General features: G+C 45.5%; 19 protein-coding genes and 1 pseudogene. 9 read left to right on the top strand and 11 right to left on the bottom strand.

Annotated features, from left to right (window positions below):
• Nucleotides 1-5: 5 nt before the first annotated feature.
• Both ACFOEE_RS18180 and ACFOEE_RS18185 read right to left on the bottom strand, forming a co-directional pair.
• On the bottom strand, nt 6-1,247 hold the full coding sequence (locus ACFOEE_RS18180; protein WP_377127721.1) for a GGDEF domain-containing response regulator: 1,242 nt from the start codon (nt 1,245-1,247) through the stop codon (nt 6-8).
• 241 nt (nt 1,248-1,488) lie between these two features.
• Complete coding sequence (locus tag ACFOEE_RS18185) at nt 1,489-1,857, bottom strand: DUF413 domain-containing protein (RefSeq protein ID WP_377127724.1); 369 nt, start codon at nt 1,855-1,857, stop codon at nt 1,489-1,491.
• A gap of 91 nt (nt 1,858-1,948) precedes the next feature.
• On the opposite strand from ACFOEE_RS18185, the gene ACFOEE_RS18190 reads away from it, so the two are divergent.
• Nucleotides 1,949-2,818: a LysR family transcriptional regulator gene (locus ACFOEE_RS18190; RefSeq protein WP_377127727.1), complete on the top strand. Its 870-nt coding sequence runs from the start codon at nt 1,949-1,951 to the stop codon at nt 2,816-2,818.
• 196 nt (nt 2,819-3,014) lie between these two features.
• The gene (locus ACFOEE_RS18195) at nt 3,015-3,932 is read left to right on the top strand and encodes a porin (protein WP_377127730.1); all 918 of its coding nucleotides are present in this window, start codon (nt 3,015-3,017) and stop codon (nt 3,930-3,932) included.
• Between the two features lie 88 nt (nt 3,933-4,020).
• Here the strand turns inward: ACFOEE_RS18195 and recG are convergent, their stop codons facing one another.
• The 3 genes from recG to asnC form a co-directional block, all read right to left on the bottom strand.
• On the bottom strand, nt 4,021-6,105 hold the full coding sequence (recG, locus tag ACFOEE_RS18200) for an ATP-dependent DNA helicase RecG (protein ID WP_377127732.1): 2,085 nt from the start codon (nt 6,103-6,105) through the stop codon (nt 4,021-4,023).
• 16 nt (nt 6,106-6,121) lie between these two features.
• Entirely contained in the window at nt 6,122-6,814 is a 693-nt protein-coding gene (gene trmH / locus ACFOEE_RS18205) for a tRNA (guanosine(18)-2'-O)-methyltransferase TrmH (protein ID WP_377127735.1), read from the bottom strand.
• Between the two features lie 126 nt (nt 6,815-6,940).
• Nucleotides 6,941-7,402, bottom strand: coding sequence for a transcriptional regulator AsnC (gene asnC / locus ACFOEE_RS18210; RefSeq protein ID WP_377127738.1), 462 nt, complete (start codon nt 7,400-7,402; stop codon nt 6,941-6,943).
• Nucleotides 7,403-7,564: 162 nt separating this feature from the next.
• On the opposite strand from asnC, the gene asnA reads away from it, so the two are divergent.
• On the top strand, nt 7,565-8,560 hold the full coding sequence (gene asnA, locus ACFOEE_RS18215) for an aspartate--ammonia ligase (RefSeq protein ID WP_377127741.1): 996 nt from the start codon (nt 7,565-7,567) through the stop codon (nt 8,558-8,560).
• A gap of 172 nt (nt 8,561-8,732) precedes the next feature.
• Here the strand turns inward: asnA and ACFOEE_RS18220 are convergent, their stop codons facing one another.
• The 5 genes from ACFOEE_RS18220 to gmk form a co-directional block, all read right to left on the bottom strand.
• On the bottom strand, nt 8,733-10,346 hold the full coding sequence (locus ACFOEE_RS18220; RefSeq protein ID WP_377127744.1) for a DUF342 domain-containing protein: 1,614 nt from the start codon (nt 10,344-10,346) through the stop codon (nt 8,733-8,735).
• A 122-nt stretch (nt 10,347-10,468) separates the two neighbouring features.
• Complete coding sequence (locus tag ACFOEE_RS18225; protein WP_377127747.1) at nt 10,469-10,861, bottom strand: RidA family protein; 393 nt, start codon at nt 10,859-10,861, stop codon at nt 10,469-10,471.
• A gap of 9 nt (nt 10,862-10,870) precedes the next feature.
• Nucleotides 10,871-12,976: a bifunctional GTP diphosphokinase/guanosine-3',5'-bis pyrophosphate 3'-pyrophosphohydrolase gene (gene spoT / locus ACFOEE_RS18230; RefSeq protein ID WP_377127750.1), complete on the bottom strand. Its 2,106-nt coding sequence runs from the start codon at nt 12,974-12,976 to the stop codon at nt 10,871-10,873.
• A gap of 139 nt (nt 12,977-13,115) precedes the next feature.
• On the bottom strand, nt 13,116-13,391 hold the full coding sequence (gene rpoZ, locus ACFOEE_RS18235; protein ID WP_377127753.1) for a DNA-directed RNA polymerase subunit omega: 276 nt from the start codon (nt 13,389-13,391) through the stop codon (nt 13,116-13,118).
• 91 nt (nt 13,392-13,482) lie between these two features.
• Nucleotides 13,483-14,109: a guanylate kinase gene (gene gmk, locus ACFOEE_RS18240; RefSeq protein ID WP_377127834.1), complete on the bottom strand. Its 627-nt coding sequence runs from the start codon at nt 14,107-14,109 to the stop codon at nt 13,483-13,485.
• A 667-nt stretch (nt 14,110-14,776) separates the two neighbouring features.
• Between gmk and ACFOEE_RS18245 the strand changes: the two genes are divergently transcribed.
• The 6 genes and pseudogenes from ACFOEE_RS18245 (at nt 14,777) to ACFOEE_RS18270 (ending at nt 21,665) form a co-directional block, all read left to right on the top strand.
• Entirely contained in the window at nt 14,777-15,067 is a 291-nt protein-coding gene (locus ACFOEE_RS18245) for a helix-turn-helix domain-containing protein (protein ID WP_377127837.1), read from the top strand.
• Entirely contained in the window at nt 15,057-16,406 is a 1,350-nt protein-coding gene (locus ACFOEE_RS18250; RefSeq protein WP_377127756.1) for a type II toxin-antitoxin system HipA family toxin, read from the top strand. Before ACFOEE_RS18245 ends, ACFOEE_RS18250 begins: the two co-directional genes overlap by 11 nt.
• A gap of 19 nt (nt 16,407-16,425) precedes the next feature.
• Nucleotides 16,426-17,430 carry a YecA family protein gene (locus tag ACFOEE_RS18255; protein ID WP_377127759.1) on the top strand — a complete coding sequence of 335 codons (1,005 nt, stop codon included), beginning with the start codon at nt 16,426-16,428 and terminating at the stop codon, nt 17,428-17,430.
• Between the two features lie 43 nt (nt 17,431-17,473).
• A pseudogene (locus ACFOEE_RS18260) lies at nt 17,474-17,938 on the top strand (hypothetical protein); the annotation flags it as partial.
• A 270-nt stretch (nt 17,939-18,208) separates the two neighbouring features.
• Nucleotides 18,209-18,514, top strand: a complete 306-nt coding sequence (locus ACFOEE_RS18265) for an HVO_A0114 family putative DNA-binding protein (RefSeq protein ID WP_377127761.1) — start codon at nt 18,209-18,211, stop codon at nt 18,512-18,514.
• 10 nt (nt 18,515-18,524) lie between these two features.
• Nucleotides 18,525-21,665, top strand: coding sequence for a DUF3427 domain-containing protein (locus ACFOEE_RS18270; RefSeq protein ID WP_377127764.1), 3,141 nt, complete (start codon nt 18,525-18,527; stop codon nt 21,663-21,665).
• Between the two features lie 244 nt (nt 21,666-21,909).
• Here ACFOEE_RS18270 and ACFOEE_RS18275 read toward each other — a convergent pair whose 3' ends face one another.
• Nucleotides 21,910-22,395, bottom strand: coding sequence for a hypothetical protein (locus ACFOEE_RS18275; RefSeq protein WP_377127767.1), 486 nt, complete (start codon nt 22,393-22,395; stop codon nt 21,910-21,912).
• Nucleotides 22,396-22,497: the final 102 nt, after the last annotated feature.

Below are 22,497 nucleotides of genomic sequence, written 5' to 3' on the forward strand. Positions count from 1 at the left end.
AGTACTCAGGCATCTTTCACTATGCGGTTACGCCCAGTCTGTTTCGCTTCATAAAGATTTAGGTCGGCTTGTTTGAGCAGTTTGTCAATGCTGACTTGGCTTGCCTGAGTCAGTCCCACCGACAAGGTAAAATGCACCGCATCAGGCGAGAAGGATTGGCTTTGTTTATCCACCATAGTCAAAAACTGCTCTAGCATTTCACTGGCTTGGGTGTAACTACTGTGGGTAAAGTAAATAGCAAATTCCTCACCACCTAATCGCGCCACCAAATCATTGGGAAAATGTTTGAGTAAACGTTTGGCTAGCGCTTTTAGCACCGCATCGCCAGTGTCATGACCATATTGATCATTGATACGTTTAAAATGATCTATGTCCATCATCGCCAAATGGCAAGATTTTCCAGCCGACTCCTGTTGACGTAACTCCTTGCGCGCAACCTCAAAGAAGTAACGGCGATTGGGTAAATCCGTTAGGTAATCGGTATTCGCTTGGCGGCGAATGGTGGCAATATTTTCCAACATATCCACGTTTTGGCTGAGTCGGCAGTAAAATTCTTCATTGTTAAAAGGTTTACGAATGTAGTCATTGGCGCCGCTTTTGATAAAACGGGCAGAAAGATATGCTTGATCTGAGCTTGATACACCAATAATCGCAATGTCGTCATCGCTGTACTTCCGGCGAACCTCGACGCACAGCTCTTCGCCTGACATTCTTGGCATGATGTTGTCGGCAATAATCACACTGATCTCTGGGTGTTGCTCAAGCACTTCTAATGCTTCGAGACCGTCTTTGGCTTCAAGTACAGTGTATTTTTGGCGCATCAACAAATCACAAATGTGATGACGCGTTTGCATGGAATCATCAACAACCAAGATGGTTCTTTTGCTATTGCGTGGCAGTCGCATTAGTTGTTTGCGCAAGTAGTGGTAAGCTTGTTTGCTTTCTTTGGTGATGTAATCAATTACTGGATAACGTTCAACGATTTCGCGGGTTTTATTGTCGATGTTACCCGTCATGACTATAGTAGGCACATCGGCTTTGACAGTGACACCTATTGCTTCACCTTGTGGTGCATCAGGCAAGACAAAATCGACTATCGCACAAAAGTAGCGATGCTCAGCCAAAAAGCGGCTAGTTTCTGCCAGTGTGGTTGCGACATCAGCCTCGTAACCCATTGATACTGCAATATGTTTTTGAACTTTGGCTATAGTTGGGGTATCTTCAACTATAAGAATTCGATTTGCCACACAAGATCTGCTTTATTTTCAATGATGAGACTATTATTAATCGTGATGTGTAGAAAAAGCAATGTCGGGATGTCAAGAGAGTGTTAAGAAACAGCTGGCGCAGGATTGAACAGTTAATCCATACGCCAAATGCCTTCCCCACATATGACCAGATTACTTGCTGCGTATCTATCGCACCAAGTGATCTGGGTATAACTAACGCAGCAGCTGACGCTGCTGCGTCAAGTCTATGGGGTGTAGATTAGAAATCGTCGTCGCTGCTAGATGCAGCTGGAACGTTTTCTGCTACCAAGCGAGAACGGCCAAACAAGGTATGGAATTTGGCTTTGCTGGTGGTCAGCTTTAAATATTTAACCCAAGCGCGTTCAACAACGTTGCTTGGTTCAAGGCCATTTTGCATCACATTGACAAATTGTGTTTGAAAACTATTTTGTGGCTCTAGGGTTTTGTTGTATAAACCCTTCAAAACTACGCCGTGGTTTTCAAGCACTTCGGATTCCGCTAAGGTAAAGTGGCCGCTACGTGCGAAACCACGTGGAAAATTTGCATCGTCATAGAATGCTTTTGGGCTTGCAAAAGCACTACGTAATTCAGACAAATTGTTGTTCATGACTGATTCCTCTGATCTTCCAGCTGCGCAGGAGTATGGATCACGTTGTCGATTTTTTTAAACAAGATATTTTTATCGAAAGGATAAATTTGTGGATATAGATTTATTGAAAACTTTTGTGGAAGTGGTGCGAACCCGACATTTTGGTCGGGCGGCGGAGAATTTGTACATTACGCAGTCTGCCGTGAGTTTTCGTATTCGCCAACTGGAACAAAGTTTAGGCGTAAATCTGTTTATTCGTCAGCGCAACAATATTCAGCTTACCGCGCCCGGTGAGCGTTTGCTGCCGCACGCCAAAATGATCCTAACCGGTATGCAGCGCGCTAAAGTCGATGTGGCGCTGGCAAACAACATGCATAAACAGTTGTCTTTGGCGGGGACGCCCAATATTTGGGATGCGTTTTTACAATTTGGCATTAATAACATTGTTTCGGCGATGCCTGAAGTATCGCTCATGGCGGAAGTAAAAGCGCAGCAAGAGAGTACGCGGTTACTATTGGAGCGCACCTTAGACTTGGCGGTATTATTTGATCCACCAAAAGTGGATGAGTTGGTAGTACAGCCCATTTGCGACTTGGCTATCATTGCGGTGAGCACTTTTGATGGTATGGACCGCGAACGTTTCTTTGAAAAGCAATATGTCTATGTGGATTGGGGGACTGCGTTTTCGCTTTGGCATGCCAAACAATTTACCGGCAATACTCCACCATTTTTCCGTACCAGCACAGGCCGTATCGCACTTGATTTGATCTTACAGTGCGGCGGCAATGCCTTTGTGCCAGAAATTTTGGCTAAAGAGCACATTTTTAATGGGTTATTGCATCATGTAGATGCCGTGCCTTCTACTTCAAGAGAAGTGTTTGTGGCCTACCACCGCGAGAACGACCAAAAAGAGCAAATTGAGAGAATGGTCAGCTTGCTGATGCAACTTAATCAAGGTCATGACAAATTTGAGAATTAATTATGGCACTTTTGTGCCATTGTGAAATTCTATAACAAATTGATTTGTATTGGTTAAAATTGAAATTTGACGATTTCCTTACCAGCTGATGACAGAATTTTTGCAGCAAAATGCAAGATGTAATATTTCTGTCATTAAGCCCTGTCAGAATCTTTCCCCATTACGAACTACCGTGTTGCGATATTGAGGAATAAACATGAATTTAGTTAAATCTGCGCTATGTGTTGCTGTATTAGCTGGTGTGTCTTTTACAGCGGCAGCTGAGGTTGATGTCTATGGTAAAGCTAACGTAACTGTGCAATCAGTTGATGAAGGTGAAGGCACATTCTCTGAGATCAAAAGCAATGCTTCACGTTTTGGTCTAAAAGGTAGCGAGAAATTAGAAAGCGGTTTAGAAGTTATCTACAAAGTTGAATTTCAAGTAGACCTTGCTGACGACGAAGACGACAACATCAAAGCCCGTAACCAATATGTTGGTCTAAAAGGCGGTTTTGGTGAGGTGGTCATCGGTCGTAACGATACGGCGCTTAAACAATCACAAGGCAAACTTGATCTATTTAATGACCTTGAAGGCGATATCAAGCGTTTATTCAAAGGTGAAAACCGTTTAGGTGACACGGTATCTTACAAATCTATGGATTTGAACGGTTTCCGTGTGCTAGCTACTTACATCGCAAAAGATCAAGAAGCGGGTAAATCTGGTCTATCAGGCGCTATCACTTATGGTGATGCAGAGCTTAAAAATAGCCAAGTATACTTGTCATTAGCGGCTGACAGCGAAGTGAAAGGCTACGACGCAGTACGTTTTGGTGCGCAAACTAAATTAGCTGATTTCACGGTAGGCGCAATGTATCAAACTCAAGAGAAAGTCGATGGCAGCGCAGAAGCGGACGGCTACTTGCTTAATGCAACCTATAAAATGGGCGCTAATACGTTCAAAGCTCAGTATCAAGTCATTGATTTTGATGCGGGTAACAAAATTGATGGTTTATCTGTTGGGGTTGACCACAAGTTAAGCAAAAACGCCAAAGTGTTTGCTTTCTACTCGACATTTGATGCTGACAACCAAGCTGAGTCAAACTACTTGGCACTTGGCATGGAATACAAGTTCTAAATCGCCCTGATTTAGCCCAAAAGCCCCGCGAAGCGGGGCTTTTTTATGTGTGAATGTTGGCAAATATCACGTAGCGAGTATAACGCAGCTAAGCCATCGCGAACTTACTACGCTCGCCCATCCAACGTTGGATAAGCGGCGTGACAATGGCTGGGTGTTGTTGTAGTAAGGTTTTTGCCAATGCCCGTACCTGCGACAGCATAGCTTTATCGCGATTCAGATCGGCAATCTTAAATTCGGCTAAACCCGTTTGCTTTGTGCCGAGCACTTCGCCCGGGCCGCGAATTTCCAGATCTCGTTCTGCAATCACAAAGCCATCGTTACTATCACGTAGCACCGCCAAGCGTTGTTGCGCGGTATAAGACAGCGGTGCGTGATAAAGTAATAAACAATGAGAAGCGACGGCACCTCGACCGACTCGACCACGCAGCTGATGTAGCTGTGCAAGGCCTAAACGCTCGGGGTTTTCAATAATAATAAGACTGGCATTGGGGACATCGACACCCACTTCGATCACTGTGGTTGCGACCAAGACCTGACTGGCACCCTCTTTAAATGCAGCCATGATCTGTTGTTTTTCCGCCGCTTTCATACGGCCATGCACCAAGGCAATATTCAGTTCTGGCAATTGCTCGGCCAACTCTACCGCGGCATCTTCGGCTGCTTGGTATTGCAATGCTTCGGACTCTTCAACCAAAGTACATACCCAGTAAACTTGGCGATGTTGCTGCGTACAGGCTTGTCGAACGCGCTCAATCACCTCGCTGCGGCGAGTATCTGGCACTGCGACTGTGGTAATGGGCGTGCGTCCCGGTGGCAGCTCATCGATAATTGATGTTTCTAAGTCCGCATAGGCAGTCATAGCCAAGGTGCGTGGGATGGGGGTGGCGGTCATCACCAGTTGGTGTGGGTAACAGTCGCCGTAGCGGCCTTTTTCGCGTAGCGACAACCTTTGGTGCACACCAAAGCGGTGTTGCTCATCAATAATAATCAGCGCCAGATTGTTGAATTCAACCTGCTCCTGAAAGAGTGCATGGGTGCCCACTATCATTTGTGCTGCGCCAGATTGAATACGCTCGAGCACAGTTTGGCGCTCTTTGCCTTTGGTTTTACCGCCAAGCCAAGCGACCTCAATGCCAAGCGCGTTAAACCACGCGCTAAAGCTGTTGTTGTGTTGCTCTGCAAGAATTTCGGTGGGCGCCATTAAAGCCACCTGAAAACCAGCGCTAATCGCACACAGTGCTGAGAGCGCGGCGACTAAGGTTTTACCTGAGCCGACATCACCTTGCACTAATCTGAGCATGGGATAGGGCGCTGCTAAGTCTGCTTTGATTTCGCTAACTACACGCTGTTGTGCTTGAGTGGGTGAAAACGGCAGTGCCGCCAAAAATTGCTGCTCGAGCAATGAGCTGGTTGGTAACGCAACCGCTTTTACTGCCTGCGCCGCTGCGCGCAGCTGCAGTAAACTTAAGTTTTGCGCCAGTAATTCTTCAAATGCTAAACGTTGCTGCGCTGGATGTTGACCAAGTTCTAAATCTGCTAAGTTCACATCGCTGGGGGGCGCATGCAGCAATTGCACCGCTTGGGTTAAGGTAAGGGCGGTGGGGCGAAACTGTACTGGCAGATACTCATCCAGCTGGTATTTGTCCAAAAGTGCCAATGCTTGCAGGGCAATGGCACGCAGGCTCAATTGTTTGAGTCCTTCGGTGGTGGGGTAGACTGGCGTTAACGTCGCTTCCTCGCCAAGTGCATCACTGTAACTGTCACGAATGCTGTATTCGGGATGGGCCATTTCAAGGCCAACGTTACCGCGGCGCACTTCACCAAAACAGCGCATGATTTTACCGGGCACCATGGCGTTTTTTTGCGCCGCAGTAAAGTTAAAAAAGCGCAGCGTCATGCGCCCTGAGCCATCATTGATGCGGCAAAGCAACATCCGGCGTTTGCCAAAGGTGACCTCACTGTGTTCGATTTCGCCTTCAACCGCGACGTGGCTGTGCGGCATTAACGTAGCAATCGCATGAGTGGCTGCACGGTCTTCATAGCGCAGCGGCAAGTGAAACAGCATATCCTGAACACTGTGTATCCCAAGCTTACTCAAGCGTTCGGCGACTTTAGGGCCAACACCTTTAAGTTCGGTTATGGGATAGCGCGCTAAGGACAGATTACTCATGCTGATTCCATGCAGTTTATTGTGAGAACTTAAGAATATGCCAAAATTGCTCGTCTGCGACAATCTCGCCATTGTCATCTAGCGGTGGATAAGGCAAATTTTTCTCTTTGCAGCGTTTGGCTATGATGGGATGGCAGCCTTCAAATAGCAGGGCGTGTTTCACCTCTGCGTCAAGCATAGGTTCGCGCTCATACAGCCCCGCTAGCGTACGTTGACGCTGCGCTTCATACAAAATCAACGCTGTTGCAACCGAAACATTCAGTGATTGCACCATGCCTTCCATCGGCACCACGATATGGTGGTCGGCCAAGGCCAATGCGCGGTCTGAAATACCGAGTTTTTCCTGACCAACGATAATGGCGGTCGGTTTAGTATAATCAATAGCACGAAAATCAACGGCTTTGTCGCTCAGATTGGTAGCAAGGATCTGCGTCCCCGGATGGGCTGCACGCATACTAGCAACGGCATCTTCAATGCTGGGGTGCATATGGGTGGCAACCCAGTTTTTACTGCCACCAGAGGTGTTATTGGTCACACGGCGACGCTCATGCGGCCAAACCGCGTGAATATCGTGGCAGCCAACCGCATCCGCAGTGCGGATAATGGCTGAGAGGTTATGGTGTTTATGGACTTCTTCTAGACATACCGTCAGGTCGGTTTGGCGACGGTCTAACACGCGCTTTACGCGATGATAGCGATTTGGCTCCATACTATTCGGCTCTGTTGGTCAAAATGTCGCGCATTATACCTGCAAATCGCCGCAAAGTTTAGTTTACACCGCCAATTTACCACCTGCTTAAAATTAACTTCTTTAAGATCAAAATGTTATTTTTAGTTAGGGCATCACAGTGCGCTGGATTGGCGCTTGCAGCGAAATAAGCGTCTCGGTCGATTGAATGGCTTCAACGGCTTGAATTTTGTTGATCAGCACATCTTGTAAATGTTCGATGGAACGCGCCATAACTTTGATAAAAATGCTGTAATTACCTGTGGTGTAATAGGCTTCGACGACTTCTTCAAACTCAGTCAGCTGTTTAATGGTTTCGGGATAATCACGAGCATGGCGTAAGTTTACGCCAATAAAGCAACATACGTCATAGCCGAGCTTTTTGCTGTCGATTTGCACTTTGGTGCCAGTAATGATGCCGGCTTGCTTCATTTTTTCTACCCGCACATGAATAGTCCCTGCACTCACGGCAAAACGTTTGGCGAGTTCGGCATAAGGTGTACGGGCGTTTTCCATCAAAGCGTTGAGGATGTCACGGTCGAGATTATCGATCTGATAAATTTCCTGCATGATTTTTGGCTTCAATTAATGATTTCTTAATTTTAAGTTTAATATTTTATTGATTCTTATGTAAAGGTGGTTTTTGTCTGTGATGTTATTGAATTAATGTTGAGTTTTGTTGATTATGGTTTCCAGACAGCAAGTATTGTATTGGGAATGAGGTCCTAAATCATGAAAACACAATTTATCACCACACAAAAACAGATTAGCTATGTAAAACAAAAGTTTAGTGAAGCATTGGCAGACAAACTCAACCTTGTTGAAGTCCAAGCACCGATTTTGGCGCAAGTAGGGGATGGTATTCAGGACAACCTTAGCGGTACTGAACAAGCCGTGCAGGTGAAAGTCAAAACCCTCCCTGAAGCGCAATTTGAAGTGGTGCATTCATTGGCAAAGTGGAAGCGCAAGACCTTAGGTGATTACGGTTTTGAAGTGGGTGAGGGGCTATATACTCATATGAAAGCGTTACGCCCAGATGAAGAACGCTTGTCACCAGTGCATTCTGTTTATGTGGATCAGTGGGATTGGGAAAAAGTCATTTGTTCTCGTTCTGAACGCAACCTTGCAACCTTGCAGACCACGGTACGACAAATTTATGCTGCGCTACGCGAAACCGAACAAGCGGTCAGCAGTGCGTTTGGCCTAACGCCATTCCTGCCGCAAGAGATCACTTTTGTGCACAGCGAAGCGCTGCGAGAAATGTATCCAGATTTATCACCAAAAGCGCGCGAGCGAGCGGTATGTGGTAAGTATGGTGCGGTATTTTTAATTGGCATCGGCGCTGAGTTAAGCGACGGGCAAAAGCACGATGTGCGCGCCCCTGACTATGATGATTGGTCGACGCAAAACGATGATCATTATTATGGTTTAAACGGTGATATCTTAGTGTGGAACCCCGTCCTTGAAGATGCTTTCGAACTTTCTTCAATGGGGATCCGAGTTTGCCCTGATGCGCTCAAGCGTCAATTGACCATAACCCGAGATGAAGCGCGCTTACAACAAGCTTGGCATCAGCAACTATTGGCTGGTGAATTACCGCAAACCATTGGCGGAGGCATTGGGCAATCAAGATTAGCCATGTTGTTATTACAGAAAGACCATATCGGCCAAGTGCAAGTGGGCGTGTGGGCACCTGTAGTCAAAGCCTCGGTCGCGTCACTGCTATAATTTGATCCCAGCTTACTTGGCGTTGCAGTCAAGTGGTTAGTCAGCGCATTCCCATGAGCCTAGATTGTGAGGTGATTGGGGATGAACGTAGCGATTTCGCTACCAAGTTAAGAGAGAAAATTCCCTGGCGCTCAGGTTGTTGCAAGGCACTTCCTGAGCGTTTTCATTTGCATCACGCAGTTTTAAAGACGATTTCGATTTTACTTTCTTCGAGTTGCACGCTGCAGGGTGGGTAACTGCGAGTAGTCTTCAGCTGTTTATCAAAAATGCGTACTTCAACCCCCGGGTGGAGCGTTACAGTGGCGGATAACTTAGCATTATCAACCAGTTCGTGCAGGGTATTGTCGAGTTCAGTGAGCTTGTGTTCAAGTTGTTCTGCTTGCTGACAATAGTGCAATTGGGTTGCGCCGATTTTTTCTAATAAGAGTTTTTTCTTCGCCGCATCTTTCACTTGGTCGGCTTTTTCAATCGCTTGTTGTAACGCGTCAAGCTGCTCGTCCGTTTTTGCTAACTCTTTGAGGCAATGGTCGGTTTGCTCAGTGAGTTTTTTGCCCTCCGCCGCGAGGGTGATAGACATTTTGGTGCCAGACTCAACGCCAATTTCTCCGGCGATAAGCATCTGTGCGTCGAGTACATGACCACCAATTAATTTGCCTTTGGGGTTATCCGTTTGGCCAATCTGAATAAGCTTGGTGGCTTTTAAATCGCAGTGGTTACTTTGCCTATCAATAAAAATGTTAGTGCCTTCAATATAGGCGTATTGGCCATGGGTAAGGTGCACGTCGCCTTTGGCACTAACACGACAGGATAAACTGTGGTCGCCCTCAATATGGCTCATGTGGCCAATGGCCGCTTGGCGAATTTCAATATCGCCACCTGCAATCAGCTCGCCTGATTCAACACTGCCCATCACCGTAATATCGCCTTTGGCTTTAATACGCATGCCAGGTTCAACGTTGTGGGTGACGATAACGCTGCCGCTGAAATCAACATGGCCACTTTTTACCGTGACATCCGCAATGGTGAACACGTCATCAACGCGCATACCATTGGCGATATCTGACGGGCAACCTGCGATGGTGGCAATTAACTCAAGCGGGTTATGGGGGGAGATCTGGGTACCTTCACCTGCCATTAATTGAAAGGTTGCGCCGGGTTTGGCGGCAATCGAATCACCAGTCACCGTGTAGCCTTCTTTGCCCGGCGTGGCGGGGCGCTGGGTGACTAACACTGTGCCTGGCGCAACACTGGCAAGTGCGCCAAAATCACGCATATCAACCGTGCCGTCTTCGCGTAACTTAGGGGTTTTTAAACGTTCTTTGAGTGTTTGCACATGTGGCATCAGTTTAGCCGGCAAACCGTCTTGTGGGGCGCGGCCTCTGGCTACCACACCTTCGAAGCTTGAACCTGGAGTGCTACTAAATTGGTGTTTAAGGAGGTCTTCTAGAAAGGCTTGCTTATAGCCTCGGGTCACACCTGCTTTAACGATTTCTCGCTTGGCATCATCAAGACTAATCACCTTGCCACCTTTGGCGGTGACTAAAGTGGCGATGGCTTCCATTTTGTCGGCAGACAAAGCAACTGAAAATTGCGCATCGACCTTTTTCGCCACAACCAACATTGGCTCTTTGCTGTCGCTTTTAAAGAAGGCGTTGATGGTATCATGGTTAATTTCACACTCGGCATAGGGCGACTTTTCCAGCGCTTCGATAATAAAAGCGGGACTCGGGGGGGGAGTTTCCGAGACATTAATGAGAATATTGCCGTTATGTGCCAGTTTAAACACCTGATGCCATCCTTAATCTAGCATGCGAACCTGTCAGCTACAGATTGCTAAAATAATGCCAACTCGTCAAGTCGTTCATAATAAAAACAAAGCTCGCATTTGCGAGCTTTGTTCGAGGATTTTTAGTTGGTTGACGGCAGTTCCATAATGCCATCGATTTCAATCTGTGAACCTTTCGGCAATTCTTTGACGCCAATCGCGGCGCGAGCTGGGTAAGGTGTGCGGAAATATTGGCTCATAATCTCGTTAACGATGGCGAAATTACTGAGATCCGTTAAGAAAATATTGACCTTTACCATATCTTGTAGCTGACCACCTGCAGCTTCACAGACTGCGCTGAGGTTCTTAAACACTTGATGAGTTTGCTCAGCAAAATCGTCAGAAACCATAGTCATAGTGGCTGGCACTAGCGGAATTTGGCCTGATAGATAAACCGCAGTACCTACTTTAACTGCTTGACTGTAAGTGCCGATAGCAGCTGGCGCTTGATCGGTCGAAATAATTGCTTTGTTCATAGCTGTCCTTTATTTTTTTCTATATACGCGTTGTACATCTGGCATCACGCGAATACGACGCATGATATTAGCCACATGAATGCGATCTTTGACGGTAACACCGAGATCAATGACGTATAAGTTACTTTCTTTTTCATCAGTGGCGATTTCGACAATATTGGCCGAAGTACTGGCCACCACATTGGTGAGTTTAGCCAAGGCACCTTGGTGGTTAATGATCTCCACCCGGATATTGGCAATATATTCTTTCTCTTTGGTATCTTCCCACTTTACCACAAAGTACTTGGCACGTTCATTCTGCCAGCCTTTGATATTCTTACAGCCTTCGCGGTGCACAGTTAAGCCTTTACCTTGGCTCATGTAAGCGATGATCTCATCACCCGGTACTGGACGGCAACATTTAGCATAAGTGACCAACATGCCTTCTGTGCCGATAATGGCAGCTTTGGCTTTTTTCGCGAGGGTTTCCAACTCGTCCGAATCTTTTTGCAACAAACGCTTAGCGACCAGTAAGCTCATGATGTTACCCGAACCTATCTCGACCAATAATTCCAACATGGTTTTAAGATTATGCTCTTCTAACACGCGAGCAAGGCTTTCGTCTGGTACTTGTTCCAGTTTGGTTTCACCTAAAGCGGAATCCAGTAAACGACGGCCTAGCTGCAACGCTTCTTCTTGGCGCTGACTCTTCAAATAGTTACGCACGCCAAGACGGGCTTTACCGGTCACGATAAAGTTGAGCCAAGTGGCATTGGGATGTGCGCCAGAACTGGTAATGATCTCAATCGTTTGGCCAGTGTCTAAACGTTTACTCAGTGGGTAAGGGCGGCGGTCAACTCGGGCGCCAACGCAGGTATTGCCCACATCGGTATGTACCGCGTAGGCAAAATCCACTGCGGTCGCGCCCATAGGTAATTCAACAATGCGGCCATCTGGGGTAAAGACGTAAATCTCTTCAGGGAAGAGTTCGGTTTTAACGTTTTCGACAAATTCAAACGACGAACCGGCGCTTTGCTGCAATTCCAGTAAGCTTTGCATCCATTGGCGCGCCCGTTGCTGGGCGGTGTGGCCTGCGCTGTCGCCGGCTTTTTTGTACATCCAGTGGGCTGCAACCCCTTTATCCGCCATGTGATCCATATCGTGAGTGCGGATCTGAATTTCAACTGGGATACCGTGAGGACCGACTAACGAAGTATGCAGCGATTGATAACCGTTAGTTTTTGGCACTGCAATATAGTCTTTAAAGCGCGTTTCAATCGGCTTATAAAGGTTATGCACCACACCAAGCACGCGATAGCAGGTATCTAGGTTCTCAACATTGATACGAAACGCATAAATGTCCATCACTTCATTAAACTGCAGCTCTTTATTAAGCATTTTTTTGTAAATGCTATAGAGGTGTTTTTCGCGGCCTTTAACTGAAGCTTTAATGCCACTTTCAGATAAACGCGCTTCGATTTCGCCTTGAATGTTATTGATAATTTCTTTGCGGTTACCACGAGCTTTAGCCACTTCTGAGCGTAGCGCGCGGTGCCGCATGGGATATAACGCCTGAAAGCCTAAGTCTTCAAGTTCGTTTTTAATATCATGAATACCCAAACGGTTGGCAATAGGTGCAAAAATTTCGAGCGTTTCACGGGCAATGCGGCGGCGTTTGTCTGGCCGCAGTGCGCCTAAAGTGCGCATATTATGGGTACGGTCGGCAAGCTTGATCAGAATAACGCGGATATCCTGCGTCATCGCCATAATCATTTTGCGATAGTTTTCAGCCTGAAATTCTTTTTGATCTTTAAAGCTGAGTTTATCGAGCTTACTTACCCCAGCGACTAATTCTGCCACTGTGGTGCCAAAAATTTCAGCTAAGTCTTGCTTGTTAAATTCAGTGTCTTCAATCACGTCATGCATCAGTGCTGCCATCAGCGTTTCATGATCAAGGCGCATACTGGCAAGAATGTGCGTGACTTCAACCGGATGAGTAATATAAGGCTCACCACTGGAACGTGTTTGGCCCTCGTGCGCTTCGCGCGCCACGACGTACGCCTTCTGTACTAGTTCGACGTCTTCAGGGGAAAGGTATTCGGAAATCTTTTTCTTTAGACCTTCAAATAGATACATTCACACTCCAATGTTCCAAAAAGGTTAACTGCTTGCTTAAGAATATACGATGATTTAAGGGGGTTGCCAACGGCGAAAGAGGTTAGACGCAGAAATAAAAAAGCCAACCCCGGAGGGTTGGCCACGAATTCTCGTGTGCTTAGCGCTTTCCACCAACGATGGCAGCCACCGCAGCAAGCTCAGCGGCTTCTTGGTGTTGCTGTTCTTCGCGATCGATACGATCTAAAGACGAAGAGTTAACTAGGCCTTTTTCAATTTCACGTAAAGCAATAACCGTTGGTTTATCGTTTTCTGGATCAACCATAGGATCTTTACCACCTACAGAGATTTGACGCGCACGACGTGCTGCGACCAGAATTAAGTCAAAACGGTTACCAATCTTATCTACTGCATCTTCTACAGTTACGCGAGCCATCTATGCACTCCAAAATTATTCACTCGGAAAGGGGGTAGTGTACTGCATGGTGCTGCTTTCGCCAAGCACCATGGTTAAATTTTGCCTGCTGTTATTCGGCTAATAATTCAGCAATCAACGCGGCATGGCGCTGTGCTTGGCGGTTTTGTCGCAAACGCGCTGCAAGAACAATGCTTTCTAGCTGAGCCAAGGTGGTATTAAAGTCATCATTAACCAACACATAATCAAATTCGTTGTAATGTGAAGACTCAGATGTTGCCTGTGCCATGCGCCCTGCAATCACTTCTTGCGAATCTTGCCCCCGGCTATTCAGGCGGCGCTCAAGTTCATCACGCGAGGGGGGCAGAATAAAAATGGTTTCAACATCAGGCACCAACTCACGTACTTGGCGCGCGCCTTGCCAGTCGATATCTAAAAATACGTCGATACCCGCAGCAAGTTGTGACTCAATCGCTTGTTTTGAGGTGCCATAGTAATTTTCAAATACTTGTGCCCATTCAAAAAAGTCACCTTTATCAATCAAGGCTTTAAATTCATCAACAGTTACAAAATGGTAGTGCACGCCATTGCTTTCACCCGGACGAGGTTGTCTGGTGGTGTGCGACACCGACACTTGCACATCGCTGTGTTTTTCAAGTAATGCTTTGATCAAGCTGGATTTACCTGCGCCAGAAGGAGCCGATAAAATAAACAAATTACCGCGTGTGGTGGTTGCCATCATGTTTCTCTAAAAGCCTTGCTATTTTAAAGTGGCGCATTGTATCGCAAATGTCCAATTAGGCTCAATTGCGCAGTGCAAGAATAACCGTAAAGAATAATGGCTAGGAATTTTGTTGCAGCGAAATTGCTCATAAAAAGCAATTTCTCGCTCTAAATCCGCAATTGCTACTGAGCCGGACATCCTGGGCTTTAGTTCCGAGACGCGCGCCTTAAGTGGATGGTAATAATCTAACCACGCTTGTTTACTTAGGGTGAAATGGTCAATCAGCGTAAACCCAGCCATTGATGGCAACGAAGTAGCTTGTGCTAATGAGCACACGATAACGTTCGTCAGTAAGGGGTTCATCGAATAGTGCTCAATATTCCGAGTTTGTTTATTGAGTAGTAGTCCCTATAAAAATCAATTGACTCTCGAATGGGAGCCGTTCAAAAATACTTGCCCATAAAACTGCCTGCCACTTGCCTGTGGCTTTTACTAAATCTTAGTGGTTAGCAATAGAAAAACAGTGCCGTTTTTATGCTGCTGTTAGGGTAAAAACATAGCAGTTTTGAAAGGCTATATCGAGTAATTTTTCAACACCTCATCCGTTAATGGATGCAATAGTATCCACTTTTTGTTTTATTTCGCTATAATGGATATAACTGTGTCCATTTTGTCTTTGCTGATGAATTTTACCTTACTTGATGATACCGATGTAAGCCAAGCCTATGCGGCTTATTTGCGTGAGTTACGAAAGCAGGCAAAGCTGTCACGCGCTGCTCTGGCAGAGCGGAGCTGCGTACCTGCGGCCACAATTAAGAAGTTTGAGTTGACTGGGCAAATTTCATTTCGCCAATTGCTGTTGCTTTGGCAGACACTTGATTCGCTAGAGAGGCTCTATCAACTCACACAACCTAACAAAGAGCGCGCCACTATGCCCACTAGCATTGATGAGGTGCTAAAAGATGAGTTTTAAACCCATTCAAAAACTCACTGTAACTCGTACGTTAAGCTCAGGTGAGCAGATAGCTGTTGGGATCTTAGCCCAGAATCGGCAAGGCGTTTTTTTTCAGTATGCAGACACCTATTTGCAGCAGTTTGGCAATTTATCACCTTTTACCTTGCAAGCGAATGTGCAAGTCCAAGCCGCACCTAAAGCACCGCATCAAGGTGTACATGGCGTATTTGCAGATTGTTTGCCTGATGGCTGGGGCATGTTGTTACAAGATCGTATTTTCCGGCAAAAGGGCATCTTGCCTAATCAATTAACGGCGATGGATAGGCTGGCCTTTGTTGGTGATAAAGGCATGGGAGCATTGTCTTTTTCTCCGGTGTCTGAGTTTTCAGCCGCGACGCACGCGGATATTGATTTGGCAACCTTGGGTTTAGAAGCGCAAACGCTGTTCGACGCTTCAATGTCAGATTATAGTGCCGACCACCACGGTGAGTTAGATGGGCATACGCAACAAGTGTTGGCCGCATTAGTTGCCGGAGGTAGTTCGGGTGGGGCAAGGCCAAAAGCGCAGATTTATATGCCTGCTGGGGAAACTCAGCATTGTCGAACCTTTGCTCAGCCTGGAGATGAGGCTTGGCTGATTAAGTTTACCTCTAAAAATCTCGCGCTCGGGCATGAAGAAGGCTTGTGTGAGGCAGTGTATTTGCAAATGGCCGAGCAAGCAAAGTGCCAACCGCCAATTTGGCAACTCATTGAAGCACCAGCTAAAAGCGGTGCGCCTGCGTGGTTGGCGCTCAAGCGTTTTGATTATGTCACTGAACAGGCCGACTCAGGCAGTCAACGCAGTGCAGGTCGGTTGCATATGCACAGCGCTTGCGGGCTGCTGGATGCAGACTTTCGAACGCCAAGTTTAGATTATATTGACTTGATCAAAGCCAGCCGTCAGTTGTGTAAATCTCCAGCTGCTGGACAATTGCAATTTCGCCGCGCCATTTTTAACCTGCTGTCGTCTAATCAAGACGACCACAGTAAAAACTGGGCGTTTTTGCAAGCTGATGACGGCCAATGGGATCCTGCACCTTTTTACGATGTTACTTACAGCCCACATCCATTCAACGAGCACGCCACTGCGCTCGGAGGTTATGGCAAAGCGCCACCGCTTAAGGTGATGCAAAAACTAGCGACCAGTGCTGGCTATGGGAGTTGGCATGAGGCAAGGAAAGTCATTGATGAAGCGGCAGAAGCCATCAGCCAATTTGCTTATCTTGCGAAGCAACAAGGGATCAGTAAAACAACAGTGTCTGCAATTACTAAGACCCTTAATCAGCGTAAACAGGAAAATGCGGCGCTTTTTTCCTAAATAATAAGAAGGGACAACAATGAAGCTCGGTTGTAACGATCCTTGCCATTGTGGCAGTGGTAAAAAATTTAAACGTTGTTGTATGAGCAGCGTTTCCAACCAACATGCTCAAGTCTTCGATGATGTTGAAGCTATGCTGGCAATGAACCCAAATTTGAGCCTTGATGAACTCAACGCAGCTTTGCAGCACAAAGTGCAGGATCGCAATAATCAACCTAATCCCGATTTTTGTGGCGTGACGCCAACGCAAATGGCTAATTGGCTTTACGCGCCTTTTGATGAATTACAGTGGGTGACAATCAGCACACCCGACTCTCTTTCTGCCAGCCCAGTGATGCGCTATTTAGCCCTCATTCTTGATGAAGCTATGGCGCAAGAAGGCGCCTTCAAAGCCACAAGTAAAGGCAACTTACCCGCTAAGTTAGTCAAACAGGCCAGTGAGTTATTGCCTGAGTTTGCCGTTGCTCAATTCGAACGTGATATAAGCATCAGCGAGTTTGTGGGTAGCAACGAAGACAAATTCAATGCCTTGCACTACACCAGAGTGCTAGCCGAAATTAGCGGTATTATTTATCGGCGAAGCGGTCGCTACCATGTAAAAAAATCAGCGCAAAAGCAGTATCAGGCGTTAGGTATACAAGCATTTTTTAAACCTATGTTAGAAGTTGCCATCAGTAAATATAACTGGGGCTATTTGGACGGTTTTGAGTTTGATGTCGACTTGCGAACCTTTTGGCTGTTTATGCTGTGGCGCATTCAAAGCCATAACAATTTGGAACAACTGGTTGAAGAAGTGATGACGGCTTTCCCCGATTTACTACAGGGATTCCCTGCAGGTGATTACTTCTCACCGGAGCAACGCTTAAGTATGTTGATAAAGTCACGCTTTATTGTGCGGTTTTTGCAGTTTTGGGGATTTGTGACCATTGACCCAAGACGTTTTTTAAATACGGAACCTGTCGATAGAATGGTTCAGGTACAGCCTTTGTTAAAACAAACTTTTCAATTCACAATAAATACATAGCAAGGTCATCGTGAGTGAATATCAATACTATAAATTCTAGAGTTTGGATGGGTATTTAGATGCTAAAGCACGTCAAGCACTCAGATCCATTTCAAGCCGAGCCGAGATCAGCGCTACGCCCTTTCAGGTGTATTACACCTACAGCGGCTTAAAGGCGGAGCCTTTTGAGCTGATGTTAAAATACTTTGATATCGGTTTTTACTATGCCGATTGGGGTTCAATCGATGCTTACATCAAGCTGCCAGCTGGAACGCTTCCCGATGCGTTACTTGGCTTTTCAAGCGATGGGCTTTATGTGCATCAAAGCGATGAGTCGCAGTTGCTGACTTTTTCCATCAAGGAGTACTACGAATATTTTGACGATGAACATGCTGACGATTTTTTCCAGCATTTAGCTGCTTTACGCAGCGGGTTAATGCAAGGGGATTGGCGCCTTGTGTACTTCATGTGGCTCAAAGCGTTTGATTTTAATGATGAAGTTGAACGAGTGCTGTTGATTCAATTCGACACTGACAAATCTGCTCGTGCATTTACTGTACACGAGGGTTGTAATCGTCCCGAACGGAAAATAGTCTTGCGTGATTATCAGCGATTGATACGATATGCAGCTTATGTATAAGCGTACAGTCTTTTGATTGAGCAAGCGTTGTTTTACGTACTCGCTGGCTTTTTTGAGAGTATAGAGGGGAAACTAGAGAGTGCGAGCAAATGATTTGAGTAAACTGTGCGACTCAAGACATGCGAGTAAAGCAATGAAAAACGCAAAAGTTCGCGCTGCGTGATTGGGATTAAAGGGCAAAGGCCCGACCCCGATTACCCCGTTGATATCTGGTTCGACTCGCTTAAATCGGTCTCCAATGTGCTGTCGAAAGAAAACCAGGAACTGTTAAAAGTGATTGCCGAGCAAAAGCCGCAATCGGTAACTGAGCTGGCCATGCTTACAGGCCGAACGGTCAGTAATGTGTCGAGAACATTGAAAATACTGGGCAAGTACAACTTGGTTGAGATGCAAAAATCACAAAATGGATCGGCGGTAAAACTGCGATATCAATCGATGTTGTTATTGATCCAGCCATTAGAATAAAAGGAATATCATGCAACAAGTCGGAATTTATGAGCAGCTTATAACGCAGCTTATCGAGAGTCGCATTGACCGAGAGCGATTCTATGTGGGCGAACGTGAGCTCAATAGTAGTGAAGCATCGACGTGGTTATCTCGTTTCCTATCAGACATTCTTGAGTATGCGATTGAGTCAGTCCCCTCTAACGATGATCGCCTACAACAGCAGATTGCTTTATCTAACCAATTGTTACTCTGGCTAAAAACACAAATTCAAGATAACGATTTTATCGAAGACAATTTGCTCGCCAGTCAAGGTAAAATTCTGACTGCGCTCTATGAGCTCGAAAATCCTGTCTCAGCCGATTTAAAAAATTATATTAACGACATTTTTCCACTAACAGGGTTAAGCCAAAGCGAGCTGTTTTGTGGCAGTAATGCAGGGTTGTCGCTCGAATCTGAATTAAAGCGGGAGATCTTGTCTGCGGATAAAATCTACTGGTTAGTGTCATTTATTAAGTGGGCAGGGATACGAATTTTTCGTAAAGAGTTAGAAGAGTTTACGTCTAGTGGCCGTGAGCTAAAAATCATTACCACCTCATACATGGGGGCGACAGATGCCAAAGCGGTGGAATATCTGGCGAGCTTACCCAATACCGAAGTGAAGCTGAGTTACAACACTGAGCGGGAACGTTTACATGCAAAGAGCTATCTATTTTTACGCAACACGGGTTATCACACTGGTTATATCGGCTCTTCCAATCTTTCCCATTCAGCGTTAACCAATGGCTTAGAGTGGAATTTAAAAATCACCTCGCAAGAAATCCCACACATCATCAATAAATCATTGAGCACCTTTGAAACCTATTGGGCTTCTCATGATTTTGAACACTTTAGTGGCGATGCAACAAGCAGTGAAAAACTCAAAGAAGCCTTGAACCAGCAGCGCGGAGATTTTGAGGCTAGTCCCACGCATTTCTTTGATATTTCGCCGTTTCCGCACCAGAGTGACATATTGGAGCAATTGGCTGTAGAGCGTAGTGTTCACCAACGATTTAGCAATTTAGTGGTTGCGGCAACCGGCACCGGAAAAACCCTGATTTCAGCCTTTGACTTTGCGCGCTTTGTAAAAGACAAGCCGCAAGCTAAGTTCCTGTTTGTCGCTCACCGCGAAGAAATATTAAAACAAGCCAGAGCTGCGTATCGTGGCGTATTGCGTAATGGTACGTTTGGTGAACTTTGGGTTGGCGGACATTCACCGGAGCACTATCGACAACTGTTTGTTTCTATTCAAACTCTGAACAATCAACTGGAACAGCTTAACCTAACTGCTGACTATTATGACTACATTGTCATTGATGAAGTGCACCATATTGCAGCGACTAGTTATCGCGCGCTGCTGGAGCACTTTTCTCCAACTATTTTACTCGGCCTGACTGCAACACCAGAGAGGCATGATGGCGGTGATATTTTAGCGGATTTTGGTGGTGTGATTGCGGCAGAGATCCGTTTGCCGGAAGCGATTAATCGTCGTCACCTTTGTCCATTTCAGTATTTTGCTATTGATGATGATACCGACCTTCGCAACATTGCATGGAGTCGTGGACGTTACGATATCGCTCAGCTGACCAATCTCTATACCCACAACCAAGTCCGCTTTGACAAGATTTTGCTGAGTATGCAGGAGATCATCACTGATATAGGCAAAATGAAAGCATTGGCCTTTTGTGTGAGCAAAGAACATGCACTGTATATGACAGAGCAACTCTTATTAAAAGGCATTAAAGCGGATGTGTTGACCAGTGATAACAGCCACGAGCGGCAACAAAAGCAGCAAGCGATTCGTTCTGGCAGCATTAACGTGCTTTGCGTGGTCGATATCTTTAATGAAGGTGTCGATATTCCCGAGGTCGATACATTATTGTTTTTACGGCCGACAGAAAGCCTCACGATTTTCTTGCAACAGCTTGGCCGAGGTTTGCGTTTAGCTGACGGAAAAGAGTGCTGTACCGTGTTGGATTTTGTTGGCAACTCACGTCCTGAATATGACTTTGCCAACAAATTTAGAGCATTAGTGGGTAAAAGTCATCGAGCGATCAGTGATGAAATAAAGCAAGGCTTCCCCCACGCGCCACTGGGTTGCCGCATTGAGTTGAGTAAGCGCACGCAAGAAATGGTACTGAGCAATATCCGTCAAGCCTCATTAACGTTGAAGCGCCTAGTCGTGATGATCCGCCAATATCCTCAGCATTCCACACTGCCGTTAACATTGTCGAATTTCTTAACCTTAAATCCTCATATTGACTTGAATGAGCTTTATAAGCGAGGGAGTTGGTCGCAGCTGGTTCAACAAGCTAAAGATGAAATCAACGAAAATTCAGCTGATGAAGATCTGCTGAAAATGCTTAGAAAGGCCATTCATAACCGAATTTTGACCTGTGACGATCATGCCTATTTAAGCTTCTTAAAGCAGCTTTGCCAAAATAACTTTATTGTTGAAAATTATAGTCAACGTCATGCCTTGATGTGCCATTACGATTTCTGGCAAAAAACGGGACCTGAATGTGGATTCGATTCCATTGATCTGAGCTTAGCGAAACTGAATGTTTGCGAGATAAAGGCAGAACTAATGGACGTTGTTAACTGGCAACTTGCACAAACCAAACATGAGCAACCAACAATGCATGCTTTGCCTGATGTTTCATTGAGGCTACATGCACGCTATGCGCGTGAACAAATATTGGTGGCATTTGGTGCAACCACGTTTGAGCGCCAGCCGCCAGCACGCGAAGGTGTGTTTGTACTGAAGGATCAAAATATTGAACTGATGTTTGTCACCTTAGACAAAAATGAAAAGCAATTTTCGCCAACCACCATGTATCACGATTACGCGATCAACGAACACCTGTTTCACTGGCAGTCGCAAAATAGCGCACGGCCAGATAAAGGCCGTGGTTTGGAGTACATCCAACACCAAAAAATGGGTAAGCGTCTGTTTTTATTTGTGCGTGAACAAAGCAAAGATGAATATGGCCGTACCATGGGTTTTGTTAATTATGGTGAAGTGGACTATATATCGCATACGGGCTCTCAGCCGATGAGCATTACGTGGCAGTTAAAAGATCAAATGCCGCACTTTATGTGGCAACAAGCGGCCAAGTTGGCAGTAGGTTAATCGCAATTTGCATAGCGTAGATATTAAAATGATAGAAAATAAACCTCGCTATAAAGCAAGGTTTTTCGTTGTATTACGATTTCTTGAGCGATGATAAGCTTTACTCAATATTCTGGATCTTAATATTTTTTAAATCATAGTTAATTGATTTTTATAGTTTTAACTTGTATCTTGTTTTTTATTACCCCGTTTCATCCCCCAAATGTATCGTTATGCATCACGATGTAGTGCGCGATAAACTTTGTTAGATCAGAGGAGCGAGCCACCATTTATCTGCTAGCTCTTTTTTTATGGCGTCATTTACGATATCTGAAAGCGTTACATTTTTTCTTTCGGCTAGTTTAACTAACTTATCGTAGTCATCTGAATGTATGTCAATTGAAATCCTTTTTCTTTCTTTCGAGTTTCTAAATTTCCATTGCCTCCAAGCGTTGTTTAATTGCGAATAGCTTTTATGGTCATCCAAATATTTTCCGACAGACTTAACTGCACTACAAATTTCGCTTTTTTGAGTTTCATCAAACTCCTGAAGATTAGTAAATATTAGCCGTTTAGAATGAATAAGAATATGAGGCTCTAGAAGATTGTAAAGTTTGCCAATCTTTTTATTTTTCTTGCACAGGTAAGGAAAAAGCCATTTTTTAGCCTCTTCGAATTCGACATTGCTCATGCCATGGAAGAATCTTTTTAGGTTCTTTAAATCTAAAGAAGAGTCATTTGTATTACACATTTCTGTTTCCTACGCATAACTAAGGAGGAAAAATTTTCTATTTAATTTGTTGTAACGTTACCGGTAACGCTATAGGTAACGAATTTTGTCAATCTGGTTACT

The sequence above is a fragment of the Pseudoalteromonas fenneropenaei genome (assembly GCF_042643375.1).
Taxonomy (GTDB): domain Bacteria; phylum Pseudomonadota; class Gammaproteobacteria; order Enterobacterales; family Alteromonadaceae; genus Pseudoalteromonas; species Pseudoalteromonas fenneropenaei.